Genomic DNA, 16,225 nt, shown 5'->3' with positions numbered 1-16,225 from the left:
AGATTGAATCAATGCTGTGCGGAAAGCCTGTGAACATAACTAATAGGAGGGGATACGTAGATGAATTTGATCATTGCAATTATCCAGGATAAAGACAGCAACCGGCTATCCAGTGAACTGGTGAAGGCGAACTTCCGTGCCACCAAGCTGGCCAGTACAGGCGGATTTCTCCGTGCGGGTAACACTACCTTTTTAATTGGGGTAGATGATATTCAGGTAGACGCCGTACTCAGTGTAATCCGTAACAGCTGTAAAGTGCGTGAGCAACTGGTCACTCCGGTCACCCCGATGAGCGGCACGACAGATTCTTATTTGCCGCTTCCTGTTGAAGTGCAGGTGGGCGGAGCTACCGTATTCGTACTTCCCGTCGATCGTTTCGAGCATTATTGAGCATAATGAGCATTAGACCATAAGGGCGGTAGATATCCTTGAAGATCAACCCGGGCTACAGGCCCTTAAAAAGCGAAATGCTGACCACGGAGGCTGAGAGGCGTCCGGTTCAGCAAAAAAACTTCAACGATGTATTTCAACAGCAAAGCCAGCAGAAAACTATAGATGAGTTGAACCGTCAGATTAAAGATATCCAGCTGCAAGGCGACCGGCTCTCCAAATCCATGACTGTACGTGAGCTGGCGATCTACCGGAATCTGATTAAACGGTTTCTGGAGGAGACGGCCCGCCGCGGAGTGATCCTGAAGGACACCAAAGGCTGGGACCGTCGGGGCCGCGGCAAACGCTACAAGCTGCTCGAAGAGGTTGATGCCGCTCTGCTGAATATGGCAGATGATCTGCTGGACAGCGAGCAGGGCAGAATCGACCTCCTGGGACGGGTTGGAGAGATCCGCGGGCTGCTGATTAACCTTTCTTTCTGACAACTTGGAGGAACCTATGTCTTTTCATGAACTATTAGGCCAGGAGGACGCCAAGCGGCTGCTTCAGAATGCCCTGCGTAAGGATGCTGTCAGCCATGCCTATCTGTTTACGGGTCCGGCAGGCAGCGGGCAGGTGAAGATGGCACTGACGTTCGCCCAGGCGATATTCTGTACCGCCAGTAAGGATGATGCCTGCGGAGAGTGCCTGGAATGCCGCAAGGTGGAGCATGGCAATCATCCTGATCTAACTCTGCTGCGTCCCGACGGGGCCAGCATTAAGATTGACCAGATTCGTGAGCTTCAGCGTGTTTTTTCCTACCGCTCGGAAGGGATTAACCCGAAGGTTTATATTATAGAAGGAGCGGACAAAATGACGGTGCAAGCCGCCAATAGTCTGCTGAAATTCTTGGAGGAGCCGCCAGCCCCGGCGGTTGGCATTCTGATTTCGGATAACAGCAGTTCCCTGCTTCCAACGATCCAGTCCAGAACCCAGCGTATTCCGTTTAGCCCGCTGCATCCGGATATTATGCTGCAGGCGTTGTCCGGCGAAGGGGTTCCGGTGCCGCTGGCGCGATGCGCGGTATCACTGACGGCCGGTCTTGACGGCTGCAGGGAACTTTTGGCACAGAATTGGTTTGCAGAAATGAGAAATCTAGTGTTACAATTAGCGAAGGAGTCTCTGGGCAAGGGCAGCACTGCGGTGGCAACCGCAGGTTCGAAGCTGTTCAAGACCGGACTTGGTGAACATTTGGATACTCTATTCAGCATGTTCCACTTATGGTTCAAAGATATGCTCTACTTCCTGTACCGAAAGCACGAAAGTATCGTTTTCATAGATCAGTTAGACTTTATTTCGAGGGCTGCCCGTCAGAGGAGTACGCAGCAGTGGGTGGCTTATATGGAGTATGCGGCGGAGAGCAAGCGGAAGCTGCGTTCCAATGCCAATGCCCAGCTGTGTCTGGAGCAGTTTTTAATCCGGCTGGAAAGCTAGAGGTTCGGGTTATTTATAATAGATCCTCCGGGATATAATCCTCAGCCCTGGAAAGACCGGGTATAGCGGACGAGGAAGGACAAGCATGGATCATCAGGGAAGCAGTCTTGCTTAAGGGTTCCTTTACCGTCAAACAAGGGGGTTAATTTTTGTACAGCGTAGTAGGTGTCCGCTTCAAAAAAGCGGGTAAAATATATTATTTCGATCCACTTGATTTCCCGATTGAACGCGATCAATGCGTCATTGTTGAGACTGCAAGAGGGGTCGAATACGGTAAGGTTGTCGTTGGCAAAAAAGAGGTGCAGGAAGCAGACGTTGTACTGCCGCTCAAGAAAGTCATGCGTATTGCCGGCGAGACCGACGCGCGTGTGGTGGAAGAGAACAAGGGTGCAGCGAAGGATGCTTTTACCACCTGTTTAAATAAAATCCGCGATCATGGCCTCAAAATGAAGCTGGTGGATGTGGAGTTTACGTTTGACCGCAACAAGATTATTTTCTATTTCACGGCCGAAGGCCGCGTGGATTTCCGCGAGCTGGTGAAGGACCTGGCCAGTATTTTCCGTACCCGCATTGAGCTCCGGCAGATTGGTGTGCGTGATGAAGCTAAGATGCTGGGCGGACTAGGCCCATGCGGACGGGTGCTCTGCTGCTCCTCCTGGCTTGGTGATTTCGAGCCGGTGTCCATCAAGATGGCGAAGGATCAGAATCTGTCGCTTAACCCGACCAAGATCTCGGGATTATGCGGACGGCTGATGTGTTGTCTGAAGTTTGAGCATGATAATTATGAGAGCACGAAGGAAGAAATGCCGGCTGTAGGCAAAATGGTCGTTACTTCACTGGGGGACGGCAAGGTAGTCGGTATCAATGCCGGCAGCCGTACAGTTCATGTGCAGCTGTTTGAAGTGGGTAAAGTTAAAGAACTTCCAATGGATGATGTTGTCGTCAAGTAAACCATTATAAGGTTACTTTCGGGGTGGAAACTTGGAGAAGAAAAATATATTTACACACATGCAGGAGATGGAAGCGCAGATGGATGAAATGCGCACCACTCTGGGCGATTGGAAGCAGACGGTCAAAGAGCTGATGGAAACGAATCAGAAGCTGAGTCTGGAGAACGAGCAACTTCGTATCATATTGAAAAGGGAAGCGCCTGTAGATAAGGCCGCACTGTCTGCGGAGGCGGAGGCTATACTCGCTGCCGAAGGGAAAGAGGAGGTTGTCGGAGAAGGCTATGATAACCTGGCCCGGCTATATCACGAAGGCTTCCACATCTGTAATGTCTACTTTGGGCATTTGCGGACGGAAGGCGATTGTCTGTTCTGCCTTTCTTTTCTTAATAAATGAGGATATCCAGCCGTAGGAGATTGTCGCCTACGGTTTTTTTGAATGTAAGGCTATGCTTCCGAAGCAAGTTTTGTTTCGAAGAATATTCAGATTGAAGCATACGCTCAACAAAAACTTTTAGGAGATTACAATGACCCATTCAATGAACAATACACCTGTACCCTTGCATGATGCAGAACGGATCGATGACCTGCTCACCCATGATCTGAGAATTATTCAGAGTGACGAAGTATTCAGCTTCTCGATGGACGCCGTGCTGCTGGCACGGTTCGCCAGTGTACCTCCACGCGGACGGGTGCTTGACCTGTGTACGGGTAACGGAGTAATTCCTATGCTACTGACTACACGGACGAGGGCTTCCATTGAAGGAATCGAACTTCAGCCCCGTCTGGCAGACATGGCCCGTCGCAGTGTATCGCTTAACGGTCTGGAGGAGCGGGTGCAGATTCATGAGGGTGATTTGCGGGAGCTTCATCTTACAGCCGGCTATGGTGTATACGATGCGATTACGGTGAATCCCCCTTATATGCCGCTGAACGGGAGCGATCTGAAGCTGAATTCCCATCAGGCGATGGCCCGCCATGAAATCGGTTGTACCCTGGAGGAGGTCATTCAGGCCTGTGTCCGGCTGGTCCGTACTGGAGGCAAAGTCAGCATGGTGCATAAGCCGCAGCGCCTTGTGGATATTATCAGTCTGATGCGCAAGCACCGGCTGGAGCCGAAGCTGATCCGGTTCGTACATCCCCGCGCCCATCTGGAAGCGAATATGGTTCTAATCGAGGCTGCACGCGACGGGAAGCCGGAGGTGCGTTTACAACCGCCTTTAATCGTATATAATGAGGACAATCAATATTGCCCTGAGATTATGGATATTTATTACGGGAACAAAGAGGATACGAGCCAATGACCATACAATGCCAAAGCAGCTTTCAAAACAACCATGACGGAGCGAAGCCCGAAGGATGCGGGTGCCTGTATCTGGTGGCTACACCGATCGGCAATCTGGAGGATATGACTTACCGGGCCGTGCGCATGCTGAAGGAATGCGATATTATCGCCGCAGAGGATACGAGACAGACGCGTAAGCTGCTGAGCCATTTTGAAATTACACCGTCCATGCTGTTCAGTTACCATGAGCATAACAAGGCTGCCAGTGGACCGGAGCTGATACGCTATATAATAGAAGGTAAAAATCTGGCACTCGTCAGCGATGCTGGTCTGCCGGCGATTTCCGACCCTGGTGCCGATTTGGTAGCCCTGGCTGTCAGCCATCAGATTCCGGTGATTCCGGTGCCTGGGGCGAATGCCGCACTGTCGGCTTTGATTGCCTCAGGGCTGCCTACGGCCAGCTTCACGTTCATCGGCTTCCTGCCCAGAGAGCGCAAGGATATCCGGGCCGTGCTGGCACCTCTCCGTTCTGCCCAAGGGACACTTCTCTTCTATGAGTCCCCGCACCGCGTGGCCAAGACCCTTGTTCATTTGCAGGAGGCCTTCGGTAACCGCCGTATCACACTAGCGCGTGAGCTGACTAAGCGGTATGAGGAGTTCCTGCGCGGAAGCATTGAGGAGTGCCTGGCCTGGCTGGAGGAGCATCCCCCGCTTGGCGAATACGTGATCGTGCTGGAGGGAGAGAGTAAAGAGGAGGCCGAGCTGGCCGAGTCTTCCTGGTGGCGTCAGCTTAGTACCAGTGAGCATGTGGCTCACTACGAAACCTCAGGCTTAACTCGTAAGGATGCTATGAAAAAGGCAGCGTCTGACCGTGGATTGTCCAAGCGCGATATTTATAACGAACTCCTGGAGCGGGGTTAGAACACTGTGGTGTTGTAGTTATTACAATTCCAGTAAAAACCTAAAGATGGGTTTAATCATCTGAACATCCAATGAAATAAATGTATTCCATACACTTATATGGATTATATTAATCCTTTTATTGAAGAATTCCCCTTCAAATTGCAACTTTTCCAAGCGGGGTTGTTCTTTAGTGGTGTTTGGCTTAGCGTACGGACTGAGGAGCTCTTATCCGGGAAGAAAGTCGTCAATTGGGCGATTAACGGACCCCAAGGACCTTATCCCCTGCAATTCAGCTCCAAAACGACTCGTAGAAGGACGATAAGGTCGTCTGAGTCCGTTACGCTGCAAAAGGTGGCGTTCTCGTGGGAATAAGGTCTTTTCGGTCCGTTAGATTTTTTGGGATGATAGGGTTTCATTAGGGAGGGTTTGAGAAGGTAAGAATCAGTATTTTAATAAGTAGATGAGAGATTTAAGAAGTAGTTTTACGAAGAAGTGGTTTAGTGAGCAGACAGGGTTAGGAAAAAGGGGTATCCGGAGAAAGTCCCCGAAAAACACCTAAAAAAATACCTCCCGCGCGAACGGGAGGCCAAGGAGATATAAAAAGGTTAGAATTAACAATTGGATTAGTTCCTATTATACCCTATTTATTTTAGTTTGTCACAGGGGTAGGGATAGCCGAAATGCATTCATGACAAACAATTTTACCTTTGAAGTAAGTTACATTCTCAGCATTACCGCAGAAAATGCAAGCAGGCTCGTATTTCTTAAGCATGATCCGCTCACCGTCCACGTAAATTTCGAGCGCATCTTTTTCTCCAATGCCCAGGGTGCGACGCAATTCAATTGGAATAACGACCCGTCCAAGCTCATCTACCTTACGTACAATTCCTGTTGATTTCATCATTACAATCGTTGCTCCTCTCAATGTTCAAAAGCGTCATTATTCGACATTCTTCACTGTTTTATGATATTTATAATACCAACCATTCCCAAAACAGTCAACCTTTTTTCAGGCTAATTTTAAGGAATCTTTTGAGACTACATTTATTCCGCGTTTGACCGGGCAAATCACTCTAAAATTGCTTATGAAGATGTTTGTCGATTTGGCAGTGTACGAATCGCTAATATTCGACAAAGAGCGACAATATATTATATAAAACAAGAAAAGGAGATGATTTCATGAAGCAACCGCTGTCAGAAGAGAAGGTATTTAAGGACCCGGTTCACAACTATATCCACGTACAGGACACTATTATCTGGCGACTGATCAATACTATGGAGTTCCAGCGACTGCGGCGCATCCGGCAGCTGGGCACCTCCTATTTGACCTTTCACGGGGCGGAACACAGCCGGTTCTCCCATTCTCTGGGGGTATATGAGATTACGCGGAGGATTATTTCCCAGTTTGAACGGAGCGGCTACAAGGATTGGATGCCAGAGGAGAGACTGCTTACCCTGTGTGCGGCATTGCTGCATGATTTGGGGCATGGCCCCTTTTCCCATTCTATAGAAGAAGCTTTCGAAATGGATCATGAAGACTGGACCTGCCGTATCATTCTGGAGGATACTGAGATCACTGCTATTCTGCGTGATGTGGCTGAAGATTTCCCCGGTAAAGTGGCCTCGGTCATCTCCAAAACCTATGAACATGAAATTGTTGTCAATTTGGTGTCGGGACCGCTCGATGCTGACCGGATGGATTATCTGCTCCGGGATGCATATTATACAGGGGTGAATTATGGAACCATAGACATCGACCGGATTCTGCGGATGTTGCGTCCTTATGACGGCCGGGTGGTTGTGAAGGAATCGGGGATGCATGCGATTGAGGATTATCTGATGTCGCGGTATCAGATGTACTGGCAGGTCTATTTCCATCCGGTAACCCGCAGCTCGGAGATTATTCTCAGACAGATTCTCCGCCGGGCCAAGGAGCTGGTGCAGCAGCAGCATGCCTTCCGCTTCATGATCGAGCCCTTAAGCGATCTGTTCAGCGGAGAGGTAACGGTAGGGCAGTATCTGCTGCTGGATGAAGCCTTGATGCAGACTGCCTTCATGCAGTGGACGCTTGAGGAGGATGCCATCCTGAGCGACTTGTGCAGCCGGTTTATCCATCGTAAACTGTATAAATATGTGGAGATGGAGCATTTGGATTCTGACATGATTGGCGAAATCCGCCGCAGCTTCGCCGGTGCGGGACTCCGGCCCGATTATGACCTGGAAATTGATTATCCCACCGATCTTCCCTATGATGTATTCCGTCCGGGAGACGGCTTTGACAGCAAGCAGATCCTGCTTCTGGACAAGCATGAGCGGCTGAGGGAAATCTCCGAGGTCTCGGATATTGTACGCTCCATCAGCGGTATTCACCGCGGCAGACACCATCTGTATTTTCCGCAGGACAGGCTGCAGAAAGCCCTTCCACAGCTGCCGCCATCCATCGCAGAGATTTTTGCCAAATAACCAATCAAGCTTGGAATTATAGATACAATAACAGGCCGAAAGGATGTAATGTAATGCAGTTATTCGACACCCATACCCATCTCGATGCTCCACAATTCGACGAAGACCGCGAAGAGGTCATTGCCAGGGCACTGGAAGCCGGCGTCAGCAAGATGATCAACATTGGCTTTAACCGGGACACGATACCGACCACCATGCAGCTTGCCGAGAAATATGATTATATTTATGCAGCTGTTGGCTGGCATCCCCAGGATGCCATCACGATGAAGGACGGAGACCTGGAATGGATCGCTTCCTTATGCGCTCATCCCAAGGTGGTTGCCATCGGTGAGATCGGGCTGGATTACTACTGGGACACCTCTCCTAAGGATGTACAGCATGAAGTATTCCGCAAGCAGATCGGGCTGGCCCGTGAGCTGAAGATGCCGATCTGTATTCATAACCGCGATGCTCATGAAGATGTGATCCGCATCCTCCGCGAGGAGAAGGCGGGCGAGGTTGGCGGTGTAATGCACTCCTTCTCCGGCAGCTGGGAAAGTGCCAAGATGTGTCTTGATTTGGGCTTCCATCTTTCTTTTGGAGGACCGGTTACGTTCAAGAATGCACGGGTGCCTAAAGAGGTGCTTGCCCAGACTCCGCTGGACCGGCTGTTGATCGAAACCGACTCCCCTTATCTGACTCCGCACCCCTTCCGGGGCAAGCGAAATGAGACCGCTCATGTGAGGCTGGTAGCGGAGGCGGCCGCGGCAATAAAAGGGATTGAATTACAGGAATTGGCGGAAATTACGTATGCGAACGCACTGGAACGATTTGGTATACTCTGAAAACGGGAGTAAATGCGGTGAAAAATGAAGTATAGCGGATATATTAAACTTTTATAACGGAAAAACGGTCGATTATTACAATATTTTAATCATTTTTTTACGTAAACGTGGTTGAATCGTCCTTTACAACATGTATCAAAACAGGATATCATCTTTTCAGTGCAGTGAGCTGTTGTAACTGTGACAGTCACTAATTTCATGGATCGTCTCGCTGAGTCTCCGGATATGGAGAATGGGGGAACCAATAATGCTCTGCCGCATGAACGTAGTACAAATGCAGAATTGCCGCAGGCATTGTTTGATTTCTTTACGTGGTCTTGGGGTGAATTTGAGGGCAACCGCCGTGAGCGGGTGACCTGAGATAGGGCGTCTCTCTTATGTCCGAACCCGACAGCTAACCCCGTAAGCGCAAGTAAGAGAGGAAACCTCGTGCATAAGCATTCCGACGTATTCGATACCGGGAAGCCACGAAAGAGTCCTCTATGAACTCTTTTTTAGGCTTCTTTTGTTTTGAATAATGAGAATGCTCCCGGCATACTGTTATATAACAGATCTCCGGAGTAACTATGCCGAGCAGGCGATCCATGAGCAGGAAACGCTGAAGCAAGTGCGGGCGTATCCTGTTGCAAACTCAAACCTAGTTTCGTCAGAAGTGATACAGTCTACCTTGATATAACTTGGACGACGGGGCTATGTAAGGAGGATGGAAAGAGTGGGCGTATTCCAACCAGAGGTATCCCATGATTCGCAATCATCCAGCAGGTCTTTCGCATTACGGTTGAAGCAAGTAAATCCCCGCGTAGTTTTACTTGCCGGTGTGGCATCGATTGTTATCGCACTGTTAATACTGCTGTACGTACACGGTCAGAGCAAGAAAGAAATTACTCTAGTAATAGACGGACAGGTACAGACACTGGAGACGCGGGAAACGCTGTTCAGTGATGTGCTGGCTAAGGAACAGATTTCGCTGCAGGCGCATGATGAATTATCTATTGGCCTTAGTGATGAAATAAAAGACGGCGACCGTATCGTGATTAACACTGCGCAAAAGTTCGCTCTTACCGTAGACGGAAAGACCGAGACGTTATTTACGACCGAGGATACCATTGGTCAGGCCATCGGCAAGCTGGGCTACAGCCTCGAAGGCTTAGACAAGATTTACCCTTCGCTAGAAACCGCAGTATCTGCAGACATGGAAATCAAAATTGTCCGGATTAACAAGCATGTGGTTCAACGGACAACTAATTTGCCTTTCCGGGTCATTAAGACAGCAGACCCCTCATTGACTAAGGGAACCGTAAGAGTAGCGCAGGCAGGTAAGCCTGGCGTAATGATCCAGCACATCGAGAAGATCTATCAAGATGGCGAGCTGGCATCCATGCGCATGATCGGCAAGGAAGTACAGACGGTTACCAAGGACAAAGTCATTGCCATTGGAACCAAGCCGCTTCCTAAGCCCGTTGTAGTTACTGCCAAAGTCTCCAAACCTGTAACAACCTCCAAGTCATCTAAAGCCAGCGCAAAGGCCAGCAATGTTACCAGTAAGGCTGGTGTGGATTTTGAGTACAAAAGAATGATCAAAAACGTATCCATGACTGCGTATTCGTCGCAGGAACCGGGTATTGGAACACGTACTGCCTCCGGCACACGCGTAACGGAAGGCCGCACTATAGCTGTAGATCCTAGTGTTATACCAATTGGCTGGTGGGTGTACATTGAAGGATTAGGGTTTCGCCGAGCAGAGGATACCGGCGGTGCCATCAAAGGCAACAAGGTGGATGTCTATTACGATTCACTGAGTCATGCCCGTAATTTCGGCCGCAAGTCGCGCACACTTTATGTGATCGGACCTGTGAAGCCGGAGCTGAACTAAACGTAATGCCTTTTGCAAATTAGCGGTTAATACGATATAGTGAGGGAAGCACTTACGGAATTTTTGAGAGCTGCCGCTCATCACTTATACATTCTTTAGCCAAAAAGAAGGGGAGCGAATCCTCTTCTTTTTGCGTTCTGGAGTAAGGAGTAAAAATATTTATGATTAAAGAGCTAATTGTAGTTGAAGGGAAAAGCGATACCGTTGCCGTTAAGCGGGCGGTAGAGGCCGATACGATTGAAACCGGGGGTTCGGCAGTGGATAGCAGGGTCATTGCCAAGATCAGGCTGGCCATGGAGCGCCGGGGTGTAATCATTCTTACCGACCCGGATCATGCCGGAGAGCGAATCCGCAAAATTGTTGCGGCCAAGGTGCCGGGCTGCAAGCATGCCTTCATCCCGGAGAAGGATGCCACCCGCAAAGGCGATATCGGAATAGAGAATGCTTCGCCTGAAGCTATCCGCCATGCGCTGGAGCACGTACATACCTCCTTCGAGGGGGCACCGGCTATCATCGGGCTGGATGAGCTTATGACCGCAGGTCTAATGGTGCATCCCCGGGCGGCTGAGCGCAGAATGCAGCTTGGCAATCTGCTCGGTATCGGTTATTGCAATGGCAAGCAGCTGTACAAACGTCTGGCGATGTTCGGCATTACCCGCGAAGAATTCGCGCAAGCCCTCGCCCAAATTGATCAGGGAGGCATCACTTCATGAGCGGTATCGAGAATATCTCGTCCCCAACAAGAACCAAAGCGATAATTCAGCGTTACGGCTTCTCCTTTAAAAAAAGCCTGGGCCAGAACTTTCTGATTGATCAGAATATTCTGGATAAAATCGTGGATGCCGCCGGTCTGGACAGCACAGCCGGTGCGCTTGAGATTGGGCCGGGGATCGGAGCACTGACGGAACGGCTGGCGATGACGGCCGGGGCTGTCACAGCGGTAGAGATTGACCGCAGGCTGATTCCGATTCTTAGAGATGTCCTGTCGCCATACTCCCATGTGAAGATCCGTAATGACGATGTACTGAAGGTGAATCTGCAGGAGCTGTTCGCTGAGGATTTCGCGGGCAGGGAGCGGGTTAGTGTCGTAGCTAACCTGCCGTATTATGTGACTACACCCATCCTCATGAAGCTGCTGGAGGAGAAGCTGCCGCTGGATAATATCGTAGTCATGATCCAAAAGGAGGTTGCTGAGCGTATGGCGGCCTCTCCAGGCGGCAAGGAGTACGGCAGCCTGAGTATTGCCGTCCAGTATTACAGCGAGCCTGAGCTGGTCTGTATGGTGCCGCGTACGGTGTTCATCCCGCAGCCGAACGTGGAATCGGCTGTGATCCGGCTGAAGGTCAGAGAACGTCCTCCGGTGGAGGTAGCGGACGAGAAGCATTTCTTTGGTGTGGTTCAAGCCTCATTCACCCAACGGCGCAAGACAATTGCCAATAATCTTAAGGCCCGCTTCTTCCCGGAAGAAGGGCGTGAGCGCCTGGAGGCGCTGCTCTCCGAAGCCGGAATTGAACCGTCGCGGCGCGGTGAGACGCTTAGCATTGAAGAGTATGCGAGGCTCAGTGCGGTTCTTCTGGCCGCAGGCATCGCATAGAATACAGAAAACCCTCCCGGCGGATGAACCAACCGGGGCCTTTGCCCATAACATGGGGTAGAGGTGGTGTTGTGATGAATCTAGGAGACTTGGTCATTCGTAAATCCTATGGCGGCGATGTGACCTTCCGGGTAGACAATATATTGCAGAATAGAGCAGTCATTAAAGGCACGGAGTTCCGTCTGCTGGCGGATTCTCCGCTGGAGGATCTGGTTCAGGTGCCTCCTACAAGGGTTACCGAGCGGGGAGCGCGCGCGCAGATCAAGGCAACAGAATCTCTTACCTGGCTGCGTAAAGACCGGCAGATCCAGAGCCAGCGAAGCGGAGAGAGCGTATCGGGGTCCACGGGAACCTGGGGCCCGTCTCCGAAGGAAGCGGCATACTTTGAAGTGCCGGGCAAGGTCCTGCATTTGGATGGGGATGCGCTCTATCTGAAGAAGAGCCTGAGCCTCTACGAGCAGCTGCGCATACCGGCGGAGGGACATCATGTCAACGAATCCAAAATGGCGGAGACGCTGTACCGTCTGCTGCCCCGTGTGCGTCCCGATATCGTAGTGATTACCGGCCATGATGGAGTACTTAAGCAACAGCAGAATTATGATCTGTACAGTCTGAGCAGCTATAAGAATTCACAGAATTTTGTGGCAGCCATCCGGGTGGCCCGTGAATATGAGCGGAATTTTGATGCTTTGACGATTGTAGCCGGAGCCTGCCAGTCGCACTTTGAGGCTCTTCTGGGCAATGGCGCCAACTTCGCCAGCTCTCCGGGCAGAATACTCATTCACGCTCTGGACCCGGTGTATATTGCGGCCAAGGCCTCTTTTACCTCTATCCGGGATACGGTGAACTTAAGCGATGTCCTGAGCCATACGATCAGCGGCAATCAGGGGATGGGCGGAATAGAGACGCGGGGCAGCTTCCGGATCGGAATGCCCCAGCTGCAGAACCTGGCTACGCTGAAGGTTGCACCTTCCGTGCTGTAGCCGGGCAAGCGATAACTGAACAGGTCGAAGGAATAGGGTAAGCATTCGTGCTTATCCTATTTTTGCTGCGACGAAAGCCGCTTATGACACAAGATGAGCCAGGGGGAAGCCAGTCATCATTACGGATAACAAGGTGCTTAAGTCAGGACTTTCCCCGTCTAAAAAAATTCCGTTGACAACTTTTTTATCATCATCTATAATTATTTATTTAATTTGACAAGTGGTTATAGAAGTTGTATAATGGACAAGGAAAGAGGTGGTCGTCAGGCAATGGCTAATAACGCGCTGTTGGAAATTAAACGCAGTCTTGAAGCTCACGTCGGTCATAAGATCACGTTGCGGGCTAACGGTGGCCGTCGGAAGACCGTTGAACGCACCGGTGTCCTGGAAGAAACGTACCCTTCTGTATTTATTGTCAAACTCGATCAGGAGCAGCAGACATTCAAGCGTGTCTCCTATAGCTATGCCGATATACTTACTGAATCTGTGGAAATCACAGTTACCGAAGACGATGGGCAGATGCGGATTATGTATATCAAAGCTTAGCGTCAGGGCAGTCCCCCTTACAGGGGGCTGTTTTTTGCATGTACGGGGTCTTCCTGAATTATGCTGCATGACGCTGGCCTTCTGGCTGCATACTACATAGGCAGTACGTTCATCATAGGGCAGCATACAAGGGAGGAATTCGTAATGAGCCGCAGAAGACGGAGCATGATGTCGGAGGAATTGAAGATGGAGCTGGCGAAGGAGCTTGGGTTCTACGAAACGGTTGAGCAGGAGGGCTGGGGCGGGATCCGGGCAGTCGACGCCGGGAATATGGTGAAGCGGGCGATTCAGCTGGCAGAGCAGGCTGCTGCGAGGAAATCGTAGGTTGCAATAGCGGTGTTATGCCGCACCGGGTATCGCCTGCGGGCGGTACCTTTTCTGCTTTATAGAGCCGGATGTTTATTTAATGGACTTCATTGTCAGTTTCTCATATAATATGTTAAGTTGTTTTGTACGGGAAAAGCTGAGGGTGGGTGAACGCCTTGAAAATGTATGAGAAGGCACCGGCAAAAATTAATCTGATGCTGGATGTGCTGCATAAGCGGGCTGACGGATTTCATGAAGTGGAAATGATAATGACAATGGTCGATCTGGCGGACCGTCTGGAGCTGTCGGAGCTGAAGCGGGATTCGATTATTATCTCAAGCCAGGCCGGATATATTCCGCTGGATGAGAAGAATCTGGCCTTCCAGGCGGCAAGGCTGATCAAGGACCGGTATAACGTCAGAAGCGGAGTGCATATCCATCTGGACAAAAGAATTCCGGTCGCTGCCGGCCTCGCCGGCGGCAGCAGCGATGCCGCGGCTACGCTGCGCGGCCTGAACCGGCTCTGGCGCCTGGGCATCCCGGTGCAGGAGCTGCAGGAGCTGGGCGCTGAGCTGGGCTCAGACGTTCCGTTCTGCGTCACAGGAGGCACTGCCCTGGCTACGGGCAGAGGCGAACGGCTGACCCAAATCGCGAATCCTCCGCAAATGTGGGTCATCCTGGCGAAGCCGCCGATCAATGTATCGACGGCTGAGGTATACGGACGCGTGCGCGCCGGCAACATAGCGGTGCATCCGTCCGCGCTCCGCATGCAGCAGGCTCTGGAGGCCGGCGACTTCTCAGCCGTCTGTGAGGGCCTCGGCAACGTGCTGGAGGATGTGACTCTGAAGCTGCACCCTGAGGTGCAGCAGCTCAAGGAAGCGATGCTGAAGCTGGGGGCGGACGGTGTGCTGATGTCGGGGAGTGGTCCGACCGTATTTGGCCTTGTCTCCAAGCACTCTAAGGTGGCCAGAATTTATAACGGGCTGCGCGGATTCTGTAAGGAAGTCTATGCAGTGCGTTCGCTTAGCTAAGCGGAACGGACTATGCTCAGATAACGGCGGCAAAGCGGTTTCCGCTTGTGTAAATCCGTACAATAATGATATTATTCATAGTAATATTCGGTTTTGGCGAGGAGCATTCCGTGAAAAAACTTAAACGAAGCCAACGGTTAGTTGACATGACCCAATTTTTACTGGAGAAGCCGCATGATCTGCTGCCGCTGTCTACTTTTGCAGAGCGGTACGGTGCGGCGAAGTCATCGGTCAGCGAGGACCTGGCTATTATAAAAGAGGTATTTGAAGGCGAAGGGATGGGCGAGCTGCAGACACTGGCCGGGGCAGCGGGCGGAGTACGGTATATTCCGCGCATGCCCATGGATATGGCGCTTGCCTTCGTGAATCGTCTGTGCGGGCAACTTGAGCAGAGTGACCGGATTCTGCCCGGCGGTTATCTGTATATGTCGGATTTGCTCGGCCTCCCGTCCCTGATGGAGCAGGCCGGCAAGATTATTGCCACCGCCTTCTACGGCGTGGAGATTGATGTCGTCATGACGGTGGAGACCAAAGGGATTCCACTCGCGTACGCAACCGCTGCGCAGCTGGGGCTGCCTGTCGTGCTGGTACGCCGTGACCATCAGGTAACGGAGGGCTCGGCTGTAAGCATCAACTATGTATCTGGCTCCCATAAGAGCATCCATACGATGTCCCTGTCCAGACGGGCGCTGCGCGAGAAATCGCGGGTGCTGATTGTCGATGACTTCATGAAGGCGGGCGGCACCGTACGCGGAATGGTCGATTTGCTGGGTGAGTTCAATGCAGAGGTCGCAGGTGTAGGCGTGCTGGTGGAGTCCGGCGACGTGGAGAATGAAGAGCGTCTGCTGCATGACTACGTGTCACTGGTGAAGCTGACAGAGGTGGACTCCAAGGTGCGGCGTATTTCGGCGTTTCCGGGCAACTATTTCTCCTCTTAAACGAAGGGAATTGCCGGTTCTGAAAAATAGGGCATAATGTCGAAACTGTGAGGATTCTTAAGATAACTGCACGAAATCTGTCGAAATCGACGATTCTGCAAAAATAATCTTCTTAATCAGGCATTATTTGGAATGAAAAAGAAGGAATTCGCTTTGCTGTGTGGAATTATACACCAAGTCTCTGATGGAAAAAGGTGGTGAACACACACATGCAAATTACGGATGTCAGACTCCGCCGCGTCAACTCTGAGGGGAGAATGAAAGCAATCGCATCCATTACAATCGATAACGAGTTTGTTGTTCATGACATTCGCGTCATCGACGGGAATAACGGGATGTTTGTTGCAATGCCCAGCAAGCGTACACCTGACGGAGAATTCCGCGATATCGCACACCCGATTTCTTCGGGAACGCGCGAAAAGATTCAATCTGCGGTTCTGGCCGAGTACGAACGTGCCGCTACGGAAGAAGAGGAAGTTATTGAAGAGGGAGCTTAAGCGGTGAACCGCTGACTCTCTGGGACTTGCTGCCTCCCCAGGGCGGCAATAGGCCATACCGTTTTATATGTTTCGGGGTCCCGGCAAAGTGCCTGGGTCAGCCCCGGAGCCAAAGCCCCACTTAGTGGGGAGATTTTATTGGGGTTCGAAGAAAAGGGAACCATGCCTGCAT

19 protein-coding genes and 1 riboswitch are annotated in these 16,225 nt (G+C 51.1%); of the genes, 18 read left to right on the top strand and 1 reads right to left on the bottom strand.

Annotated elements, in window-relative coordinates; all coding sequences use genetic code 11:
* The first annotated feature begins 60 nt into the window (after window positions 1-60).
* From NST04_RS03490 to rsmI, 7 genes are all read left to right on the top strand, one after another.
* Window positions 61-390, top strand: coding sequence for a cyclic-di-AMP receptor (locus NST04_RS03490; RefSeq protein WP_036723983.1), 330 nt, complete (start codon window positions 61-63; stop codon window positions 388-390).
* Between the two features lie 38 nt (window positions 391-428).
* Window positions 429-872, top strand: a complete 444-nt coding sequence (locus NST04_RS03485) for a YaaR family protein (RefSeq protein ID WP_341183165.1) — start codon at window positions 429-431, stop codon at window positions 870-872.
* A gap of 16 nt (window positions 873-888) precedes the next feature.
* On the top strand, window positions 889-1,863 hold the full coding sequence (gene holB / locus NST04_RS03480) for a DNA polymerase III subunit delta' (RefSeq protein WP_036696363.1): 975 nt from the start codon (window positions 889-891) through the stop codon (window positions 1,861-1,863).
* Window positions 1,864-2,012: 149 nt separating this feature from the next.
* Entirely contained in the window at window positions 2,013-2,813 is an 801-nt protein-coding gene (locus NST04_RS03475) for a PSP1 domain-containing protein (RefSeq protein ID WP_036696365.1), read from the top strand.
* A gap of 31 nt (window positions 2,814-2,844) precedes the next feature.
* A complete protein-coding gene (gene yabA, locus NST04_RS03470; RefSeq protein ID WP_341183164.1) occupies window positions 2,845-3,207 on the top strand; it encodes a DNA replication initiation control protein YabA in 363 nt (120 codons plus the stop codon).
* Between the two features lie 130 nt (window positions 3,208-3,337).
* Window positions 3,338-4,114, top strand: coding sequence for a tRNA1(Val) (adenine(37)-N6)-methyltransferase (locus tag NST04_RS03465; RefSeq protein WP_341183163.1), 777 nt, complete (start codon window positions 3,338-3,340; stop codon window positions 4,112-4,114).
* Window positions 4,111-5,016, top strand: coding sequence for a 16S rRNA (cytidine(1402)-2'-O)-methyltransferase (rsmI, locus tag NST04_RS03460; RefSeq protein WP_341183162.1), 906 nt, complete (start codon window positions 4,111-4,113; stop codon window positions 5,014-5,016). The genes NST04_RS03465 and rsmI overlap by 4 nt, the downstream gene beginning before the upstream one ends.
* 631 nt (window positions 5,017-5,647) lie before the next feature.
* On the opposite strand, the gene NST04_RS03455 is transcribed toward rsmI, so the two are convergent.
* On the bottom strand, window positions 5,648-5,902 hold the full coding sequence (locus NST04_RS03455; RefSeq protein WP_019914502.1) for an AbrB/MazE/SpoVT family DNA-binding domain-containing protein: 255 nt from the start codon (window positions 5,900-5,902) through the stop codon (window positions 5,648-5,650).
* A gap of 275 nt (window positions 5,903-6,177) precedes the next feature.
* Here NST04_RS03455 and NST04_RS03450 point away from each other — a divergent pair, with 275 nt between their 5' ends.
* From NST04_RS03450 to spoVG, 11 genes are all read left to right on the top strand, one after another.
* Window positions 6,178-7,461 (top strand): HD domain-containing protein, encoded by a 1,284-nt coding sequence (locus NST04_RS03450; RefSeq protein WP_341183161.1) that lies wholly within the window; start codon window positions 6,178-6,180, stop codon window positions 7,459-7,461.
* Between the two features lie 53 nt (window positions 7,462-7,514).
* Entirely contained in the window at window positions 7,515-8,285 is a 771-nt protein-coding gene (locus NST04_RS03445; protein ID WP_341183160.1) for a TatD family hydrolase, read from the top strand.
* A gap of 199 nt (window positions 8,286-8,484) precedes the next feature.
* A riboswitch (cyclic di-AMP (ydaO/yuaA leader) is annotated at window positions 8,485-8,709 on the top strand.
* A gap of 288 nt (window positions 8,710-8,997) precedes the next feature.
* Window positions 8,998-10,158 carry a 3D domain-containing protein gene (locus NST04_RS03440; RefSeq protein ID WP_341183159.1) on the top strand — a complete coding sequence of 387 codons (1,161 nt, stop codon included), beginning with the start codon at window positions 8,998-9,000 and terminating at the stop codon, window positions 10,156-10,158.
* A 161-nt stretch (window positions 10,159-10,319) separates the two neighbouring features.
* Window positions 10,320-10,871, top strand: coding sequence for a ribonuclease M5 (gene rnmV / locus NST04_RS03435; protein WP_341183158.1), 552 nt, complete (start codon window positions 10,320-10,322; stop codon window positions 10,869-10,871).
* Window positions 10,868-11,752: a 16S rRNA (adenine(1518)-N(6)/adenine(1519)-N(6))-dimethyltransferase RsmA gene (rsmA, locus tag NST04_RS03430; RefSeq protein ID WP_341183157.1), complete on the top strand. Its 885-nt coding sequence runs from the start codon at window positions 10,868-10,870 to the stop codon at window positions 11,750-11,752. Before rnmV ends, rsmA begins: the two co-directional genes overlap by 4 nt.
* 74 nt (window positions 11,753-11,826) lie before the next feature.
* Window positions 11,827-12,735: a sporulation peptidase YabG gene (gene yabG / locus NST04_RS03425; RefSeq protein WP_341183156.1), complete on the top strand. Its 909-nt coding sequence runs from the start codon at window positions 11,827-11,829 to the stop codon at window positions 12,733-12,735.
* Window positions 12,736-13,005: 270 nt separating this feature from the next.
* Window positions 13,006-13,281 carry a biofilm formation stimulator Veg gene (gene veg, locus NST04_RS03420; protein ID WP_036696386.1) on the top strand — a complete coding sequence of 92 codons (276 nt, stop codon included), beginning with the start codon at window positions 13,006-13,008 and terminating at the stop codon, window positions 13,279-13,281.
* Window positions 13,282-13,425: 144 nt separating this feature from the next.
* Window positions 13,426-13,605, top strand: a complete 180-nt coding sequence (locus tag NST04_RS03415; protein ID WP_341183155.1) for a small, acid-soluble spore protein, alpha/beta type — start codon at window positions 13,426-13,428, stop codon at window positions 13,603-13,605.
* A gap of 158 nt (window positions 13,606-13,763) precedes the next feature.
* On the top strand, window positions 13,764-14,618 hold the full coding sequence (gene ispE / locus NST04_RS03410; RefSeq protein WP_340946788.1) for a 4-(cytidine 5'-diphospho)-2-C-methyl-D-erythritol kinase: 855 nt from the start codon (window positions 13,764-13,766) through the stop codon (window positions 14,616-14,618).
* Window positions 14,619-14,728: 110 nt separating this feature from the next.
* Complete coding sequence (purR, locus tag NST04_RS03405; protein ID WP_036723965.1) at window positions 14,729-15,556, top strand: pur operon repressor; 828 nt, start codon at window positions 14,729-14,731, stop codon at window positions 15,554-15,556.
* A gap of 209 nt (window positions 15,557-15,765) precedes the next feature.
* Window positions 15,766-16,053 carry a septation regulator SpoVG gene (gene spoVG / locus NST04_RS03400; RefSeq protein ID WP_036696395.1) on the top strand — a complete coding sequence of 96 codons (288 nt, stop codon included), beginning with the start codon at window positions 15,766-15,768 and terminating at the stop codon, window positions 16,051-16,053.
* Window positions 16,054-16,225: the final 172 nt, after the last annotated feature.

This window comes from Paenibacillus sp. FSL H7-0756 (assembly GCF_038006765.1).
Taxonomy (GTDB): domain Bacteria; phylum Bacillota; class Bacilli; order Paenibacillales; family Paenibacillaceae; genus Paenibacillus_AQ.
Note: the sequence above shows the minus strand (reverse complement) of the source record. Positions and strands in the feature narration are given on the sequence as shown.